This window comes from Mammaliicoccus sp. L-M44, assembly GCF_022386355.1.
Taxonomy (GTDB): Bacteria; Bacillota; Bacilli; order Staphylococcales; family Staphylococcaceae; genus Mammaliicoccus; species Mammaliicoccus sciuri_A.
In genome coordinates, this window is record NZ_JAJNIU010000023.1 from 1 (window position 1) to 17948 (window position 17948).

14 protein-coding genes and 1 pseudogene are annotated in these 17948 nt (G+C 32.3%); 6 read left to right on the forward strand and 9 right to left on the reverse strand.

The features are described 5' to 3' along the window. The 4 genes and pseudogenes from LQ611_RS11575 to LQ611_RS11590 form a co-directional block, all read right to left on the reverse strand. Window positions 1-597, reverse strand: a pseudogene (locus LQ611_RS11575) (IS3 family transposase); the annotation flags it as partial. A 114-nt stretch (window positions 598-711) separates the two neighbouring features. After that, entirely contained in the window at window positions 712-2070 is a 1359-nt protein-coding gene (gene brnQ, locus LQ611_RS11580) for a branched-chain amino acid transport system II carrier protein (protein WP_206749172.1), read from the reverse strand. 253 nt (window positions 2071-2323) lie between these two features. Continuing rightward, window positions 2324-3601, reverse strand: coding sequence for a hydroxymethylglutaryl-CoA reductase, degradative (locus tag LQ611_RS11585; protein WP_107590604.1), 1278 nt, complete (start codon window positions 3599-3601; stop codon window positions 2324-2326). After that, complete coding sequence (locus tag LQ611_RS11590) at window positions 3601-4758, reverse strand: thiolase family protein (protein WP_025907517.1); 1158 nt, start codon at window positions 4756-4758, stop codon at window positions 3601-3603. Before LQ611_RS11590 ends, LQ611_RS11585 begins: the two co-directional genes overlap by 1 nt. 102 nt (window positions 4759-4860) lie before the next feature. Between LQ611_RS11590 and LQ611_RS11595 the strand changes: the two genes are divergently transcribed. Further along, window positions 4861-6030, forward strand: a complete 1170-nt coding sequence (locus LQ611_RS11595) for a hydroxymethylglutaryl-CoA synthase (RefSeq protein ID WP_103361656.1) — start codon at window positions 4861-4863, stop codon at window positions 6028-6030. Between the two features lie 224 nt (window positions 6031-6254). On the opposite strand, the gene LQ611_RS11600 is transcribed toward LQ611_RS11595, so the two are convergent. Beyond that, window positions 6255-7652, reverse strand: a complete 1398-nt coding sequence (locus tag LQ611_RS11600; protein ID WP_239709583.1) for an MFS transporter — start codon at window positions 7650-7652, stop codon at window positions 6255-6257. A gap of 163 nt (window positions 7653-7815) precedes the next feature. On the opposite strand from LQ611_RS11600, the gene LQ611_RS11605 reads away from it, so the two are divergent. The 4 genes from LQ611_RS11605 to LQ611_RS11620 all read left to right on the forward strand — a co-directional run bounded on the left by LQ611_RS11605 (window position 7816) and on the right by LQ611_RS11620 (window position 11955). Then, entirely contained in the window at window positions 7816-8559 is a 744-nt protein-coding gene (locus tag LQ611_RS11605) for a glycerophosphoryl diester phosphodiesterase (protein WP_239709584.1), read from the forward strand. Window positions 8560-8723: 164 nt separating this feature from the next. Beyond that, window positions 8724-9677, forward strand: a complete 954-nt coding sequence (locus LQ611_RS11610; protein WP_107596596.1) for an extracellular solute-binding protein — start codon at window positions 8724-8726, stop codon at window positions 9675-9677. Then, window positions 9674-11215, forward strand: coding sequence for a sensor histidine kinase (locus LQ611_RS11615; RefSeq protein WP_107596595.1), 1542 nt, complete (start codon window positions 9674-9676; stop codon window positions 11213-11215). The genes LQ611_RS11610 and LQ611_RS11615 overlap by 4 nt, the downstream gene beginning before the upstream one ends. Before the next feature lie 5 nt (window positions 11216-11220). Then, a complete protein-coding gene (locus LQ611_RS11620) occupies window positions 11221-11955 on the forward strand; it encodes a response regulator transcription factor (protein WP_107596594.1) in 735 nt (244 codons plus the stop codon). Window positions 11956-11990: 35 nt separating this feature from the next. Here LQ611_RS11620 and uhpT read toward each other — a convergent pair whose 3' ends face one another. The 3 genes from uhpT to LQ611_RS11635 all read right to left on the reverse strand — a co-directional run bounded on the left by uhpT (window position 11991) and on the right by LQ611_RS11635 (window position 15339). Then, the gene (uhpT, locus tag LQ611_RS11625) at window positions 11991-13370 is read right to left on the reverse strand and encodes a hexose-6-phosphate:phosphate antiporter (protein ID WP_075578299.1); all 1380 of its coding nucleotides are present in this window, start codon (window positions 13368-13370) and stop codon (window positions 11991-11993) included. 167 nt (window positions 13371-13537) lie between these two features. Further along, window positions 13538-14881, reverse strand: a complete 1344-nt coding sequence (locus tag LQ611_RS11630) for a dihydrolipoyl dehydrogenase family protein (RefSeq protein ID WP_107596593.1) — start codon at window positions 14879-14881, stop codon at window positions 13538-13540. 20 nt (window positions 14882-14901) lie between these two features. Next, window positions 14902-15339, reverse strand: coding sequence for a MarR family transcriptional regulator (locus LQ611_RS11635; protein WP_049320318.1), 438 nt, complete (start codon window positions 15337-15339; stop codon window positions 14902-14904). 196 nt (window positions 15340-15535) lie between these two features. Here LQ611_RS11635 and LQ611_RS11640 point away from each other — a divergent pair, with 196 nt between their 5' ends. Next, window positions 15536-15721 (forward strand): hypothetical protein, encoded by a 186-nt coding sequence (locus tag LQ611_RS11640; RefSeq protein WP_025907530.1) that lies wholly within the window; start codon window positions 15536-15538, stop codon window positions 15719-15721. A gap of 48 nt (window positions 15722-15769) precedes the next feature. Here LQ611_RS11640 and mecA1 read toward each other — a convergent pair whose 3' ends face one another. Further along, complete coding sequence (gene mecA1 / locus LQ611_RS11645) at window positions 15770-17770, reverse strand: PBP2a family beta-lactam-resistant peptidoglycan transpeptidase MecA1 (RefSeq protein WP_107596592.1); 2001 nt, start codon at window positions 17768-17770, stop codon at window positions 15770-15772. Window positions 17771-17948 lie beyond the last annotated feature (178 nt).

The following is a 17948-nucleotide window of genomic DNA, read 5'->3' on the forward strand; positions in this document are numbered from 1 at the left end:
TCTTCATTCGTACTTTACAATTTAAATTATGTTTTTGCATAATCCTTTGTACTTTTTTGTGATTAATTGGTTTATTATTTTTTCTATTTAACAAGTCAGTTATTTTTCTATAACCATATGTAAAACGATGTTTCTTACATAGTTCTATAATTTCTCGTTCATCCTCAGATATACTGAAATCTTTGTTTTTCCATCTGTAATAATTTGATTTTGGAATATCTAAAGCTTCTAAAATGACTTTCACTGTATATTTAGATTTCAATTCATTTACTAATTCAACAACTACCTCTGGGACCACTTCCTTTCCAATTCCTTGTACTTTTTTAAAATTTCATTTTCTACTTCTTTGCGCTTTAATTCAATTTTTAGCGTCTCAACAGTACTCAATTCTTCATTTCCTTTTCCGTAGGAATATTGTTTACCTACTTGTTGATTGAATCTATGTGTTTCCCCATTTCTATACCATTTCCACCACACTTTAACTTGAGATTCATTTTTAATATTTAAAGCATCCATTATTTCTCTTGTACTATATCCTTTAAGTTTCATTTCTACTACTTTATATTTTGTTTCAACTGAATATGCCACTCTTTTCATAGAAAAAACACCTCCGTATAAATTCATTTTAATATGAATTCAACGAAAGTGTTTTTATTTTACTCCCACATCCTGGGGTTAATGCATAGTCGAGGTAACTTGCTTTTGTCTGAATTATGTTGTTTTGTATGATGATTTCTTAAATTGATATACGATGAAGCCGATGATAAATCCGACAACGGACGGTAATACCCAACCCATTCCAATCGTGAAGAATGGTAAGAATTTTTCGCCAAAATTGATAACTGCATGTGCAAAACCTGTATTTGCGATGAATTCAGGACTTGCTTTAATACCATCAACAAATGAAGCGATCATTGTAAAATATGTCGTAAATTGATAAATGATTTTTGAATGATTAAAGAATGAACTGAATAACGTTAGCAAAATAATTGTAATCGCTAAAGGATATAAAAACATTAATACTGGTGTAGAGTATTCAATAATTTTTGTTAAACCAACATTAGCAAAAATACATGAAATAATACTTACAACTGTTGCAAACATTAAATAGTTTTGCTTTGGAAATAGTTCTGTGAATGTTTCTGAAAAGGCTGTGATTAGGCCAATAGCAGTTTTTAAGCAAGCTACGATAATGATGAGTGATAGTAATATGATGCCGTAATCACCTAAATAATATCGTGCGATTTGAGCTAAAGCTATGCCACCATTTTCACTCGCTTTAAAATGACCTAAACTCATCGTACCCATAAATGCTAATAAACTATAAATAATACCCATTAAAATAATACTAATCGTACCAGATTTGAATGTTTCTTTCGCAATATGATTTGGGTTTGTAATACCTAACTTTTTAATAGTTGATACGATAATAATACCGAATGCAAGTGCAGCTAAAGCATCTAGCGTATTATAACCATCAATGAAACCTTTTAATAACGCGCTGTTTTCATAATCAGGACTAATATTAGCATTTGATACTTGTCCAATTGGATTAATAAACGCTAATAAAATCAATAAGCCTAAAAGGACTAAAAATACAGGATTTAAAAATTTACCGATATATTCTAGAATTTTTGAAGGTTTTTTTGAGAAAAACCAAGCAACTAAGAAGAATAAAATACTAAATATCGATAAATATAATGTGACAGATGAATCTGAAATAAACGGTGTAAATGCAATTTCAAACGATGTCGTTGCAAGCCTAGGTAAAGCATAAAAGGGACCAATTACAAGATAAAGTAAAATCGTGAATATATAAGCATATTTGCGATTTACACGTGTCGTTACTTCAAAAATACCATTCGTCTTAGAAATACCAATTGCGATAATTCCTAAGAATGGTAAACCAATCGCAGTAATTAAGAAACCAATATTGGCCGTTAAAACATTTGATCCTGCCAGTTGACCTAAATGAATAGGGAAGATTAAATTTCCCGCTCCAAAAAACAAGCCAAAAAGTAATGATCCGATATATATATTTTCTTTAAAAGTAAGTTTATTTTTCATGATGATAAATTTCTCCTATTTTTTTAATCAACTTCACTATCTTAATGTGTTTTGTAAGAAGATGTCAAATTGATATTGAGGATATACAAAGAAAGAGCCTAGGACAAGGATGAATACTGTTCTAGGCTCTTTTATGTTTACTTTTGTGGCGCTAACGATCAAGAAACGAAAACAAGATCGTTAGAAATTCTAACGTCCAAGAAAGCGAAACAAGATCGTTAGCGCACCGAATCGCATATCTAAGCTCACCAAATTTCTAGTTATTTCTCATCTCATAAAGTAATCCTTGTGCTGCTTCTAGGTTTGGTTTATCCATATTTTTAAGTGCTTCTGTTATTAGTTGGATTTCATTACCTTTTGCACCGATTTTAATTGCTAATGATTTATAGTGTAGGTTCATATGACCATGTTGTATACCTTCTGATACGAGTGCACGACATGCTGAAAAGTTCTGTGCAAGTCCGACTGATGCTACAATATGCGCTAATTCTTGTGCTGTTTTAACGCCTAGTAAGTCTAATGTAACTTTAGATATTGGTAAGAGATCTATGCTTCCGCCAATAATGCCAAGTGTTAATGGTAATTCTATTGTACCTACTAAAAATTCGTTATTTCTATCATATTTCCAAGTTGTTAAACTTCTATATTGTCCGTCTTTACTTGCATAAGCATGCGCACCTGCTTCAACGCTTCTCGTATCATTACCTGAAGCTAATACAACAGAGCTAATACCATTCATAACACCTTTATTATGAGTCACTGCTCTGTATGGGTCGATGTGCGCTAATACAGATGCTCTCTCCATACGGTGTGCGACTTCTGCACCGCTTACTTCACCTTTTTCTAAGTCTGAAACGGCAATTTTACCTTCGATGCGAATCACAGATGTTGTTGAATAGTTTGAAAGGATACTCATTAATACGTTTGTATCACTTAATTGAGTTTCTAAATAGTGTGCAATACCTTCAAGAATAGTATTGATAATATTAGCACCCATTGCATCACGTGTATCGATATGAACTTTTAAAGAAAGCATGCCTTCTTCAGGGAATTCATCCGTTTCGATTTTGCGGTAACCTCCACCTCTTTTAAGGATAGAAGGGTAGACTTGATCGGTTACTTGGTGTATATCTGATTCTAAATTTAGTATATCCTTAGATAGTTGAGCAGTATCTGTAACATTATCAAATACGATTTGACCTAATTTAATATTGTCACTTTGAACAACTTTAAGACCACCAGATTTGTTGAAAAGTTTAGAACCGAAACTTGCTGCTGCGACTACTGAAGGCTCTTCGACCATCATAGGTACAGCGTATGCTTTATCTTCTACTATAATTTCAGGTAAGACACCTACTGGTAGCGTACCTTGACCAATGACATTTTCGATTAAATTCTCTAAAAGTTCTTTATCTATTTCTGAATTGTTAAGTAATATTTGCTCAGATTCTTCTTTAATCCAACCATGATCTTTTAATTGTTTGATTTTCTCAAGTCGTGATAAGTGTCTGAAATCTTTCGTTAAAGGTTTCATTAAAGTCCTACTCCTTTTTCTATCATTAATGCTATACCTAAGCCACCACCGATACATGCAGTTGCAATACCCGTTTGCTTATCTTCTTGTTTTAAGGCATGTGCAAGTGTTGTAACTAATCTTGAGCCAGTTGAGCCTAGTGGGTGACCTAAAGCAATCGCGCCACCATAAATGTTAAATTTCTCATCTGGAATGTTAAGGTTCTTTTTAACAGGAATGCTTTGTGCTGAGAATGCTTCTGTCATCTCAACTAAATCGATATCTTGAATTGTTTTTCCAGTCTTGTTTAATAGTGACTCTACAGCATAGAATGGTGCATAACCCATATATAATGGATCACAGCCGATTTCAGCGTGTTGTCCGACAGTTGCTAAGATTGTGTAGCCATGTTCTTTCGCGTATGATTCACTCATTAAAATTAAAGCAGAACCACCGTCGCTTAAAGCTGAAGCGTTACCCGCAGTAACTGTACCGTCTTCTTTGAAAATTGTCTTTAATGTTGCAAGATCTTCTATTGTACTTTCAGGTCTGATTAATTCATCTGAAGTTATTGTTTCACCATTAACATCTTCTAATGGAACAATTTCTTCATTGAATTTACCAGCTTTTGTTGCTTTATCAGATTTTAAATGTGAATTTAATGCAAACGTATCTTGTTCTTCACGGGTAACTTCATATTTAGTTGCAATTGCTTCTGCAGTTAAGCCCATCGCCATATTATGAAAGACGTCTGTTAAACCATCATGCATGAAACTTTTAACAGGTGCGTCGCCTTTTTTAAGCACAAGGTCTGGTGTGTTTGTCATGCTTTCGATGCCGCCTACAGCAACAACATTTGCTTCTCCAAGTTGAATAAGTTGTTTCCCTAAAATGATAGATTTAAGTCCTGATCCACAAACTTCGTTTACTGTCATACCAGGTGTTTCATATGGTAAACCAGCATTTACAGCAATTTGTCGAGCAGCATTTTGTCCCGTACCTGCTTGAACAACGTTACCGAAAATTACATTTTCTATATCTTTAGGATCTAGTTGGATTTTATTGATTGCAGATTTTAAAGCAGCAGTCCCTAATTCTACTGCAGAGTAGTTACTCAATTTTCCTCTGAATTTTCCTACAGGTGTTCTTTGAGCACTTACGATTACAACTTTATTCATATTTTATGTTCTCCTTAAAAATTTATTTATTAATAATTGTCAATATTTAATGTAGTTTGATATCATTCAATATATAAAATAACATATTGAGAGGAAATTATTATGGCAATAGGTATTGATAAATTAGATTTTTACATCCCAAGTTTTTATGTAAGTATGGAAGATTTGGCAAATGCTCGTGGAGTAGATCCAAATAAATTTAAAATTGGTATCGGTCAAAATAAAATGGCCGTTAATCCAGTAAGCCAAGATATTATATCAATGGGTATTAACGCTGCTCAAGATATATTATCTGAACAAGATAAAAAAGATATCGACATGGTGATCGTAGCGACTGAATCAGGCGTTGATCACTCTAAAGCAGCATCAATAGAGATTCATAACCAATTAAATATTCAACCATTTGCACGTTGTATTGAAATGAAAGAAGCATGTTACTCAGCTACAGCAGCTATCCAACTTGCTAAAGACTTCTTATCAAACAATCCGAGTAAAAAAGTACTTGTAATCGCATCTGATATCGCACGTTACGGATTAAATTCAGGTGGAGAACCTACACAAGGTGCAGGAGCAGTCGCTTTACTATTGAGTCATAATCCTAGAATTTTAGAATTAAATGACGATAGCGTTGCATATACAAATAATGTATATGATTTCTGGAGACCAACATCTGAAAAATATCCTGTCGTAGATGGTGCTTTATCTAAAGATGCATACATTGAATCATTCAACACAGTTTGGAATGAATACGCTAAACGTACAGGTCATAAAGTAAATGATTTTGAATCATTCTGTTTCCACGTTCCATTTACTAAAATGGGCGAAAAAGCCTTCAAGACTATTTTAAACGAAAACGTAGAAGATTCAATTAAAAACAGATTAATGGATGCATATCAAGATTCTGTACTATGGAATAGAGACGTAGGAAATATTTATACAGGTTCATTGTATTTAAGTTTAATTTCTTTATTACAAAACCATACATTCCAAGCAGGACAAGAAGTATGTCTATTTAGTTATGGTTCAGGTGCAGTAGCTGAAATATTTAGTGGTTCAATCGTAGAAGATTATGATAAAGCGCTAGATAAAGAAAAACACTTAGACATGCTTGCATCAAGAGAACAATTATCTGTAGAAGAATACGAAACTTTCTTTAATAGATTTGATAACCAAGAATTTGACTTCGAACGCGAACTCAGACAAGACCCATATTCAAAAGTATACTTACACAGTATCGCAGATCACATTAGAACATATAAAACAGAAGAATAATAAATGAAGCCTAGGACATCTCAAGACGTCCTAGGCTTTCAAATTTTTAGGTGTATTTTTTGAGTATGAGTTGTAATACTGAAAAGATGTGAGTTAAAGGTGTGATAAACTCACGAGATCGTAAAAGATATGAGTTAAAGATGCAGTAAACTCACGAGATAGCGAAAATTGAACTTCATAAGTAACAAAGCCTAGGAGGTTGTCCTAGGCTTTTGCTTTTTGTATTAAACTTTTTCAATATATTGATCTTCGTGCTCGACATCTTTACCTACTGGTTCCCATTTAATATAAGTAGTAATGATTAGCCCAACTATAGGCACTAATGCTAATAGCAGCATTGTCTTATTTAATCCTAAGTTAGCTAATATAATTGGAAAAATAAATGTACCAAACATACTACCGAATCTACTCACGGATTCAACAAAGCCTGTTCCTTTACCTCGTAGAATTGTAGGGTATGATAGGGCGGCAATTGCTTTACCTTGAGTTCCTGGTCCACCTGAATGTCCAAATAGGAAAAATGCCACCATTAACGCAATCAACCAAGTATAGGAATGTCCATAAAATAAACCTATAATAATCATGGCTGTCCCTACAATGCTAAACCCAGCAATTGTTAATTTACGTGCGCCGTATTTTGTTGTGAGTAATGCACCAGTTAAACCACCAATGATACCCGCGATATTAATGAGTGCAGTACCTGATAAGGATTCGATTTTGTTTTCTCCGATTATATAAATTGCGATTAAAGGAATATATAGACCGATTGCATAGTACTGCATACCTTGTAATGTTGCAATGGAAGTCGCTAATATTGTTCTTTTACGATAGCGTTTATTAAACAATGTACGTAAAGGATTTTTAACTTCTGTTTTACTAAATGATTCATATTCACCTTTATTAGGTTCGATATTCACATTGATGTTGTAGTTCTTTTCGAGTTCTTTACTCGCTTCTGTTAAGGTTTTATTTTTCATTGACCATGATGGGCTTTCGCTTAAATAAAATAATCTTAAAACGAGTATAATCGTTGCGAACACTGCGCCGAGTGCTACGGAATAACGCCATAACCAAGCACCTGTACCAAGAGAATATAACAAAATAACGATAAGAGCCGAAGATACAACGGCGATATACCAAACGACTTGCCAATAGTTGACGTTACAGCCTTTATCTTTTTTATTACTGATTTCTGCTATAAAAGTAAAAGCAACTGGGCTATCCATACCAATTGCAAATCCCATCAATAATCTGAAACATAATAAAATAGCTGGTGCAGGTGATAACGCGGCACCAATCGCCCCGATAATTAAAGAAATCAATGAGACAGATAGAATTAATTTACGACCTAATTTATCGGCGTAAAATCCACCAATTGCAGCACCAAATAATGCACCGAATGGCATTGCTGTCATAATGAATGATAAGTAAGTCGGAGAAAGTTTGAATTCTTGAGTAAGTTGATCAGTTGCTGTACCTAAAATTGTTAAATCATAAGCATCTAAAAATATTGTGCCTAATACGATAATTAATAATAGTGACGTACGCTTTGTCGTCTTACGTTCGTTCACATAATCGATAATATCCTGTTTAGTATGTATTGTAATTGTTTCACTAGCCATAACCATACCCTCCTTAAAAAATCTACACACATTTTGTTGGCAATAAACAGACCAATAATGTGATAATACAGGTATGCTGATTCTACGGATGTTTGTTGTAAATATATACCCTAAGAATCAAAAAATTAACAATTTAAAAATAAAAAGCGCAAGGAGAGGTAATATGCTAACAATATATGGACATAGAGGATTACCAAGTAAAGCTCCAGAAAATACAATAGCATCTTTTAAAGCAGCTTCAGAAATAGAAGGTGTAAAATGGCTAGAGTTAGATGTTGCCATTACAAAAGATAAACAATTAATCATCATTCATGATGACTATTTAGACCGTACAACAAGTATGTCTGGGGAAATAACAGCATTAAACTATGAAGAATTAAAAGAAGCATCAGCAGGATCATGGTATGGTGAGAAATTTAAAGATGAACGCTTACCAACATTCGATGATGTGATAGAAATAGCAAATGAATATAACATGAACCTAAATGTAGAATTGAAAGGCGTCACTGGCGCGAATGGACTCGTTCTATCTAAAAGTATGGTAAAGCAAGTTAAAGAAAAATTAGCAAACTTAAATCAAAATCAAGAAGTACTCATATCAAGCTTTAACGTCGTACTCGTTAAACTAGCAGAAGAAATCATGCCAGAATATAAAAGAGCTGTCATCTTCCATACGACATCATTCAAAGAAGACTGGAGAACATTGTTAGACTATTGCAATGCGAAGATAGTGAATACAGAAGATGCCAAACTCACAAAAGCAAAAGTAAGAATGGTCAAAGAAGCGGGTTATGAATTAAACGTTTGGACCGTAAACAAACTAGCACGCGCAAACCAATTAGCAAACTGGGGCGTTGATGGCATATTCACAGACAGCGTAGATAAAATGGTGCATTTGTCTGAGTAGGAGAGACTATTAATAATATAATTTGTTAAACACTAGGTTGTTCAAATAGAATAACCTAGTGTTTTTTTGTTTGTAATATGTAAAAAACCATATTGATAATTTATTCCAAATGATAAAATAATTTCAAGAGCAGTAAATGAAAAACAATAATCGGGAGAAAAATTATGAAGAAATTTTTTGTTATAGTTTGCTTATTATTGATTGTTTCTGGGTGTGGAAAATTAAACAATCATCAAGAAACGATAACTGTTTATTCTCCGTATCCTAGAGAATTAATACGTTCTTTATTAAATGACTTTGAGCAAACTGAAAATGTTAAAGTTGAACTTAAGCAGGGTTCTACACAAGTATTATTAAGGGAAATTCATCAAGCAGATGAAGATGAACTAGGGGATATTGTGGTTGGTGGTGTTTTGTCAGAAATGATTGAACATCCAGATGATTTTGAAGCATACGAATCAAAAAATCAGAAGTATATGAAATATGCTAAACAAAAAGTTCCGTATGTTTCGGATTTCATATTAATGCCAACTACAATTGTTGTGAACAAAGACTTAATAGGAAATATTAAAGTTAAAGGTTATAAAGACTTATGTGCTGATGAATTGAAAGGTAAAGTGGTTTATTCTAATCCATTAGAAACAACGACGGGATACCAACATATGAAAGCTATTGAAAGTATTAATCACAATGTTGATGACGTAAAAGATTTTATGGTTTCTGCAAATAAAGTTGATAAATCTTCTAAAGTTATACAAGAAGTTGCGAAAGGTAAATATTATGCTGGTTTAAGTTATGAATCGGATGCTAAAGCTTATATTAATAAAGGTTATCCTTTGAAAATGATTTATCCAAGTGAAGGTACAATGTTGAATCATGACGGCATCGCACTTGTAAAAAAAGAAAATATTAATCCGAAAAGTAAAAAACTGATTAATTATTTAACAAGTAAAAAGGTTCAACAAAAAATAGCAGATGAGTATAAAATTCAGTCCGGTAGAAAAGATGTTTTTAATCAAAATAAGCAAGTTGCAGCAAAGTTTAGGGAAATACCTGTAATTAAGGATGAAGATATTAGTCATCTAACTAGAAAGCAATTTTTGGAGTTGATTCAATGATACCAACTAAACCTTATCAACGTATGATTAGAAAATCTTTATTTATCACTACAATACTACCGGCATTTTTAATTATATTAATAGGATTTGCAACATTTTTAGGCGTATACAGAATGATTGAAATAAATAGTTTGAAGCATAATATAGTTGAAAGTAAAGATATTATTACGTCGTTAAATCAGAAAGTTACAAAAGCCATTAATAATGATAAACACAAATTTGAATCTTTAGATCCTAAGAATGATGATGATAAAACAGAAATACGTCGTCTCATTAACGATTCGATTCACATAAAAGATGCTTCTATGATTTATATATTAGAAAATCATGATATAAAAATGACGAATAATTATGAAGATAAAAATTTATCGAATTTACTTCGCATAAAGAGTCAAAATATAAAGTTTAACAATGGTTATTATAAACTTTCGATATATATAGAAGAACAACCTTATTTGAATCAATTACACTATAAAAATAATCAACATTTATTATTAGTAGATAGTTATGATAATGTCTTGTATTCAAATTATGAAAAGATCCCTTCAAACTATAAAGTTACATTACCTAAATTTGGCTATGTTTATAAAAGTGAATATATACCTGAGTTAAATGCACATATTGTTTTATTAAAAGATATACATGAAATATTGAATGACGGTTTTAAATTACTATCAATTATGTTGTTAACATTCGTCATTTTAACTATATTTGGTTACATTTCTTCTAGTAAAATTTCTCAAGTTCAAACGCGAGATATAGAATCAATTATTAAGCGAATTAAATACGCAAAAGAAAGAAAACTAGGTACATATGAACCTTTATCCCGTACAAGTGAACTAGAAGAAATTAATAAGTATGTTTATGATTTGTTTGAATCCAATGAAGCATTAATTCATTCAATTGAAGATACAGAAAAATCATTGAGAGAAATTCAACTTAAAGAAATAGAAAGACAATTTCACCCGCATTTTTTATTCAATACAATGCAAACGATACAATATCTTGTAAGTACTTCTCCGAACAAGGCGGAAGAAATTTTGCAACAACTTTCAGAAATGCTGAGATATTCATTAAGAGTTAAGTCTGATAATGTACTCTTTAAAGATGAACTCCTATATATAAAGAAATATATCTCTATTCAAAATGTAAGATTTGACGACAAAATAAAATTATTAATCGATGTACCTTCTGATATTAAAGAAATGAAAATCGATAAAATGTGTATATTTCCATTTATAGAAAATGCGATCAAACATAATGAACGTGAACATGATTTGACAATCAATATTCGAATAAGAGAAAACGCGCATCATCTTCTTATTATTGTTAAAGATGATGGGGATGGCATGTCAAAAGAACAACTAAGATTAACGAGAGAAAATTTAAATCTTTCTGTTTATGAAACAACACATTTAGGATTAAACCATTTGAATCATAAATTAATATTGAAGTATGGTTTAAAATCAAAAATAAAAATTTATTCAATTGAAAATAAAGGCACAATGATTGCTCTAAGAATTCCTAAAGGTAGGTGAGTATTATGCATACAGTTATTATTTGTGATGATGAAAGAATTATAAGAGAAGGTTTGAAGTCTTCTATACAATGGTCTGATTATAATTTCAATGAAGTATTGTTAGCAAAAGACGGAGAAGAAGCACTGGAATTAATTCATCTCAATCATCCACTACTCGTAATTATTGATATTAGAATGCCTAAGGTGAATGGCATACAATTACTAGAGAACATTAAAGACATTTCTTGTGAGAAAATTATTTTATCTAGTTATGACGATTACGAATATATGAAAGCAGGCATTCAACATAAAGTAACAGATTATTTGCTAAAACCTATTAACCAACAAGAATTAAAACAAATACTCAATAAGATTTTTGAACAGTATGATGATCAAGAAGAAAAAGTAGATATAGAAGTGTTCAAACCTTTAAAAGAGGTTGATTATGATGACTATTATGTAAATAAAATCATTCAATATATCCGTAAACACTATCACGATAAACAATCAGTGAAAGAAATGCTTAGTCAATTTGACGCAAGTGAAAGCTATCTTATGAGGATTTTTAAACAAGAAGTAGGTATTACAATATTAGATTATTTAAATAGATATAGAGTATTCAAATCCCTTCATCTACTAGAACACCATTATAAACATTATGAAGTAGCTGATATGGTAGGCTTTTCAGAATATAAAGTGTTCAGTTATCAATTCAAAAAATATTTAGAAGTATCACCAAGTGATTATATGAAAAAATAAAAAGGAATGGGTTAAAATCCATTCCTTTTTTTATATTAAATGTTTAATGAGCGTATTTTCTTTTCTTCATAGTATGCAACGATACATAATAAAATGATGCCTATGAATAAGGCGAAGTAGAAGACGATAAATACGTCTGTCCAACCGCTAAGTGTGTAACCAAATACATTTAATCCTTTTGATTTAGGGTCTGCAATAGCAGCAAGTCCTACTTTGGCCATTGAATCACCGAATAAATAAGCGAATGATCCTGTCATACCATTAGCAACACTGATTGCTCGTTTTGGTACAAATCCTGTTAATGAAACACCAATCAATAGTTGAGGACCAAATATTAATGCACCTAATGCAAATAAAGCGATATTAACCATAGCAACACTTGTAGCATTTGTATAAAGTATAACTACAAATGTAATGATGAACATACAACCAACTGCTACGACAGCACGACGTCCTTTGAGTAAATCGGAAACATATCCCCATAATAAACTCGCAACAAGTGCACCTATCTCAAAGTAGAATATGGTATTGATAGCATCAGATTGACCGAATCCTAAATGCTCAGATACGTATAAAGGTGCCCAGTTATCTATACCTATACGTACTATATAAACAAATACGTTTGAAATACATAAAATCCAAATAACCGGATTTTTTAATATGTAAGTTTTGAAAATTTCCCATTTTGACATATGAACTGAATCAATATTTTCTTGCTCAATTGGTTCTTCCCATATTTCTTCAGCACGATTCCAACCTAATTCTTCAGGATCATCTTTACCAATGAATAAACCAGCAATACCTATAATTAAAGCAATGACTGAAGGGAAGATAAACATACCAACAACACTACCGTTAAAGAATGTATGTGCGCCCCACAATGCAAGTCCGCCTGCTATTGCACCACCGATATTATGTGAAGTATTCCAAAATCCAAGGTAACGTCCTCTTTTCGAACGTGGTGCCCATCTTGAGATTGTCGAATAACTGGCTGGGCCACCAACTGATTGGAACACACCGTTTAATCCCCATAAAACAATGAATAGTCCTAAAATAGAACCAAAGTAACTAAGCGTGAAGCCCATTATTAAAACAGCAAGAGCTGCTAAAACAAGTAAGAATGAAATAACTTTCTTAGTGTTCTTACCATCTATAAAATAGCCGAGTAATGATTTACCAAGACCATATGTAATACTAAACGCTAACCCGATATATCCTAATTCTAAAGTAGTCAGACCGACTTCTTCTTTTAGTAATGGCTGAGCAGCTTTAAAGTTATTTCTAATTAAATACATCGCCATATATGTAAAGAATACTACAAAGAAAGCTTTTAAAAAGTGTCGAAGCCATAACTTTCTTTGAGTTGAAAGTGGAATTCCTTTGTTAGGAATTTTGTTAATTTCAAAAAATTGCATGTAATCACCCCGTGTAGTTTTGTATATAAAAATCTTAGCAATTTTTGTAAGCGCTTTATATACGAATAAATGTCATTTTATCCAAAAAAGTGAAGTGATTTTCCAAAACAAAAACAGAGGTAAGTCTTCCGTATTAGTGACGGTAGACTTACCTCTGTTTATATATCCTACATCATTGCTACTTTTAATAAATCTAGCACGCCGCTTGATGAACCTGGGAATGCAAAGATGAGTTGGTTGAGGTCTTTGGCTGTTAGTTTTTGGTTAACGATAAATGTTAGTAGATTGATTAAGTTTGCTGCGTCGTCTGCGTAGATTTCTGCGCCAACGAGTTGTTTGTCTGCGTTTAATATAATTGTCATTTCCGCTTCTGTTTCATTTTTATATTCAAATACCATTTGTTTACCAAATGGTATGTCTTTTATTGTATATGCTTCGCTTTGCTCTGCATCTTTAACTGTAACACCTATTTGTGAAAGTCTTGGTAATGAGTATAATACTGATGGTATCACTGGATATTGAATTGGGTTTGGATTGATACCTAATATATGAGTCGCGATGTAGTTAGATTCAAATGTTGCTGTTGGTGTTAATTTAGGGATTGTTTTATCTAATACATCTCCGCTTGCATATATGTTGTGTATGTTTGTTCTTAAATAATCATCAACTTGAATACCTTTTTCACTATATTCGATGCCTAATTCGTCTAGTCCTATATTTTGTACATTTGGTTTACGTCCAGTAGCATCTAGAACATAGTCAGTATCAACGCTAAGTCCTGTTTCTGTTGTTACGTGATAACTGTTACCAGTTTGTTGTACTGATTGAACATTTTCATTGAAATGGAATTGTACGCCTTCAGATTCAAGTTTATGAATTAATTTCGCGATGTGTTTTTCATTAAATCCATCTAATGGTTTATCTGTATGGTGGATGACATGAACTTCAGCACCTGATTTAATTGCGATTGAAGCGAATTCGATACTAATAATACCAGCACCAATAAATGTGATGCTATTTGGCATTTTATCTAAAGATAAGAAGTCACGACTATCATGTGTTAATGCGCTACCTTCTATATCTAATTTATTACTATGTTGTCCTGTTGCAATGACGATGTTTTCAGCTTGAATAGGCGTACCTTCAACATCAACTGTATGAGCATCTACTAATTTACCGGCACCCATTATAACTTCGATACCTTGTTGTTCAAACATAGATTTAAGCGTATTGGAAAGGGGATTTATGACAGCTTTCTTATATTGCATCAAGTTCTCCCAGTTTACATGTAATTGGTCAGATTCAATAATTTGAGGATAGTGACTAGCTTCTTCTAATACTTCATAAGGTCCTTCAAGTAAGATTTTGGCATTACAACCGTAATTTGTACATGTACCAGCTATCGTGTCTTTTTCTATAATGGCTACAGATTTGCCTGCATGTTTTAACGTTAACGCAGCGTGCCATGCAGCATGACCACTTCCTATAAATACAACATCAAATTTTTTCATAGTTTATCACCCTTTATATGTTATTTATTTAATTGCTTTCTTAAAGTTGTTTCTAATTGATCCATAATGTCTTTCGTTTGTTTGTATAATTCTAAATTCATATCTTCTGATACACATTTAGAGATAGCATCGTAAATAGGTTGCTTTTGATCTTTCCCTTTTTGAGTTAACGAAACAATTAATTGTCTTTTGTCTTGGTCTGATTTTTGTCGAGTGACCCATCCTGATTGTTCTAATCTTTTAAGTAGTGGGGTAAGCGTGTTGCTTGAAAGGTCCAATTTATGACCAATTGAATGTAATGTTTGAGGATTTTCCTCCCATAATGAAAGTAAGACTAAATATTGTGAGTAAGTTAAACCAAATGACTTAAGCTCTTTTTCATAAAATTGGGCAAATAATCGACTTACATTATATGCTGAGAAACAAACTTGATTGGCTAGTTTCATATTGTAATCCATAAAATACTCCTTTCTATCGTGTGCGATTGATTATATATTAAATTATCGTGCGCGATTAATCAAATGTGGTGCTCACAAATTGAAAAAAGGTACTAGAATTGATAACTTGTAATTAATACAAAGTAAAGATTGTCCTTTTACAGAAATTGTAATAATATAAATTTAAAGATGAACATGTAGTCGTGGAGGGATGGTTGTGAGTGAAAATCATGACAAAGATATTAACGAGGAAATAGAGAAAGAATTGCTAGAATATCTAGAGAATAAAGACGAAATTGAAGCAGCAAAGCCTAAAAAGAAAAAATATATGAGCATGGTATTTCTATGCAGTTTAATCATTGCGTTGCTATATATTTCTAGAATTGTTATGAATATTTTTTAAAGACATAAAAACAGAGCAGCATCCAATCGCGGATGCTGCTCTGTTTGTTTATTTATCAATACGATACGTTTTCTTACCGTTATCATATAAATCGTCATACACTTTTCCAGATATTTTGGCATTGTAACTTGCCATGCCTTTATCTTGTACATCTTTCACATTAATAGCCATCATCATATTTGGATTATTTTTATCATATGAAATGAACCAACCTATTTGTTGTCCTGTCTCACCTTGTTTCATCTTGAGTTCAGCTGTACCTGATTTACCAACTAAGTTGGCATATGATCTATAAATATCTTCTCTATGTGTTTTGTTAACGACTTGTTGCATACCGTCTGTTAACAACTTAATATTTTCCTGGGAAATGATGTTCTTCTTCCAGACTTTATTTTTCGTATCTTTCAGTACATGTGGTGCATTCACATTACCTTTGTTCTCTAATGCGCTGTATATTGAAAGAATTTGAACAGGATTGATTAATATTTCACCTTGGCCATAACCTGAGTCAGCTAACAATATTTCATTATCTAAGTTCTTATTTGAAATTTGTGCATTGTAGAATGGATAATCACTCGGGATATCTTCACCAACACCAAGGCGTTTCATTCCTTCTTCGAATTTTTTGCTGCCTAATTCAAGTGCAACTCTCGCAAAGAAGATATTATCTGATGATTCAATAGCTTGTTTTAAGTCAATATCGCCATTCACGACCTCATATCTTGTAACGTTGTAGTCACCCCAAGATTTATCTTTTTGCCAACCTTTTCCATTAATTTTATAACTTGTTTTGCCGTCTAATGTCTTATTTTTTAAGCCAATCATGGCTGTTAATATTTTTTGAGTCGAACCCGGTGATGTCGTAATTTGGAACTTATTAAGGAGTGGCTCTTTATCATCTTCAGTTAATTTCTTATAATCTTCATCGTTCATTCCATTCATAAATGGATAAACATCATAAGATGGCGTGCTGACAAGTGCTAAGAGTTCACCAGTTTGTGGATGAATAGCAGTCCCCGAACCGTAGTCATCTTTCATGTTGTTATAAATACTTTTTTGGACTCTAGCATCAATGGTTAATTTAATATCTTTACCGTCTTTTTTCTTTTTCTCGATTAATGTATCTATCACTTTATTTTGATCATCAATAATTGTGACACGGTATCCGTCTTTATTTTGAAGTTCTTTATCGTATAGTTTTTCGATACCTTTTTTACCAACGATGGCATCCTTTTTATAACCTTTAAATGCTTTTTGCTTCAATTCTTCTGAATTAATAGGGCCAACGTATCCAAGTAAGTGCGTTGTTGCTTCTTCAAACGGATACTCTCGACTTTCTGTTTCCTGTGATGTGAGATGATACTTTTCAACAAAATTCTTTAAATCTTGATTCATATCTTGAACAGTCTTGAGAGGGACGAATGTATCATCTTTAACCCAATCCTGTTCTGTTTGTTGTTTAATATACGATTCTGAAAGGTCTAACTTTTCAGCGATTGCTTTGTAATCACTTGTGGAAACATTATTAGGAACAATACCAACTTCATGTGCTGTTCCTGTAGTGGCTAACTCTACATTGTTTCGGTCTAAAATCTTACCACGTTCTGATTTCAATGGTTCAATATTGATGGATTGATTTTTCTTCATGCCTGGAATAATGACACTTTGATTCCAATCCAATTTCCAATCTTTATCTTCTTTAATAAAGTTTAATTTAACGTCACGATTAATTTCGCCGTAATTCGTTTGCAGTTCATACTTTGCTGTGACTTGCTTTTTGTTTTTCGAAACCTTTTTGATATCACGATCTTTAATGTTGATATCTTTGACGCCGAGACTGTCATAAATCTTAATAGGGCGGTCTGTCATTTCTACTTCACCATTATCGTTTTTAGATTGGTAAGTACTATTTTTAAAGACTTGCTTAACGTTTTTATCTTCAATGGCATCTATTGTTTCGTTTATTTTCTTATCTTTAGATACATAAAAGAATACACCTGAACCAACAGCGATGATTACAATCACGATGGCGATGATTAATTTTTTCATAAGAATCCTCCCAGAATTAGGACTAAGAATGAGTGTTTCAGTTATTCAAGTTGTGAATACAAATATAACATAAATAATCAATTTACCCTTATTATGAAAGTTTATTAATGGAGTAATATACACTTTAATTAAGAGTTATTTTATTGATAAAGAGAAATAATACACTCGAAAGATGGTT

Excerpts from the sequence above, each read along its gene's own strand:
- LQ611_RS11605 (WP_239709584.1), top strand. The coding sequence starts at position 7,816 with ATGCTAACAATATATGGACATAGAGGATTACCAAGTAAAGCTCCAGAA.
- LQ611_RS11615 (WP_107596595.1), top strand. The coding sequence starts at position 9,674 with ATGATACCAACTAAACCTTATCAACGTATGATTAGAAAATCTTTATTT.
- mecA1 (WP_107596592.1), bottom strand. The coding sequence starts at position 17,770 with ATGAAAAAATTAATCATCGCCATCGTGATTGTAATCATCGCTGTTGGT.
- uhpT (WP_075578299.1), bottom strand. The coding sequence starts at position 13,370 with ATGCAATTTTTTGAAATTAACAAAATTCCTAACAAAGGAATTCCACTT.
- LQ611_RS11590 (WP_025907517.1), bottom strand. The coding sequence starts at position 4,758 with ATGAATAAAGTTGTAATCGTAAGTGCTCAAAGAACACCTGTAGGAAAA.
- LQ611_RS11595 (WP_103361656.1), top strand. The coding sequence starts at position 4,861 with ATGGCAATAGGTATTGATAAATTAGATTTTTACATCCCAAGTTTTTAT.
- LQ611_RS11600 (WP_239709583.1), bottom strand. The coding sequence starts at position 7,652 with ATGGCTAGTGAAACAATTACAATACATACTAAACAGGATATTATCGAT.
- LQ611_RS11610 (WP_107596596.1), top strand. The coding sequence starts at position 8,724 with ATGAAGAAATTTTTTGTTATAGTTTGCTTATTATTGATTGTTTCTGGG.
- LQ611_RS11620 (WP_107596594.1), top strand. The coding sequence starts at position 11,221 with ATGCATACAGTTATTATTTGTGATGATGAAAGAATTATAAGAGAAGGT.
- LQ611_RS11635 (WP_049320318.1), bottom strand. The coding sequence starts at position 15,339 with ATGGATTACAATATGAAACTAGCCAATCAAGTTTGTTTCTCAGCATAT.
- LQ611_RS11630 (WP_107596593.1), bottom strand. The coding sequence starts at position 14,881 with ATGAAAAAATTTGATGTTGTATTTATAGGAAGTGGTCATGCTGCATGG.
- LQ611_RS11585 (WP_107590604.1), bottom strand. The coding sequence starts at position 3,601 with ATGAAACCTTTAACGAAAGATTTCAGACACTTATCACGACTTGAGAAA.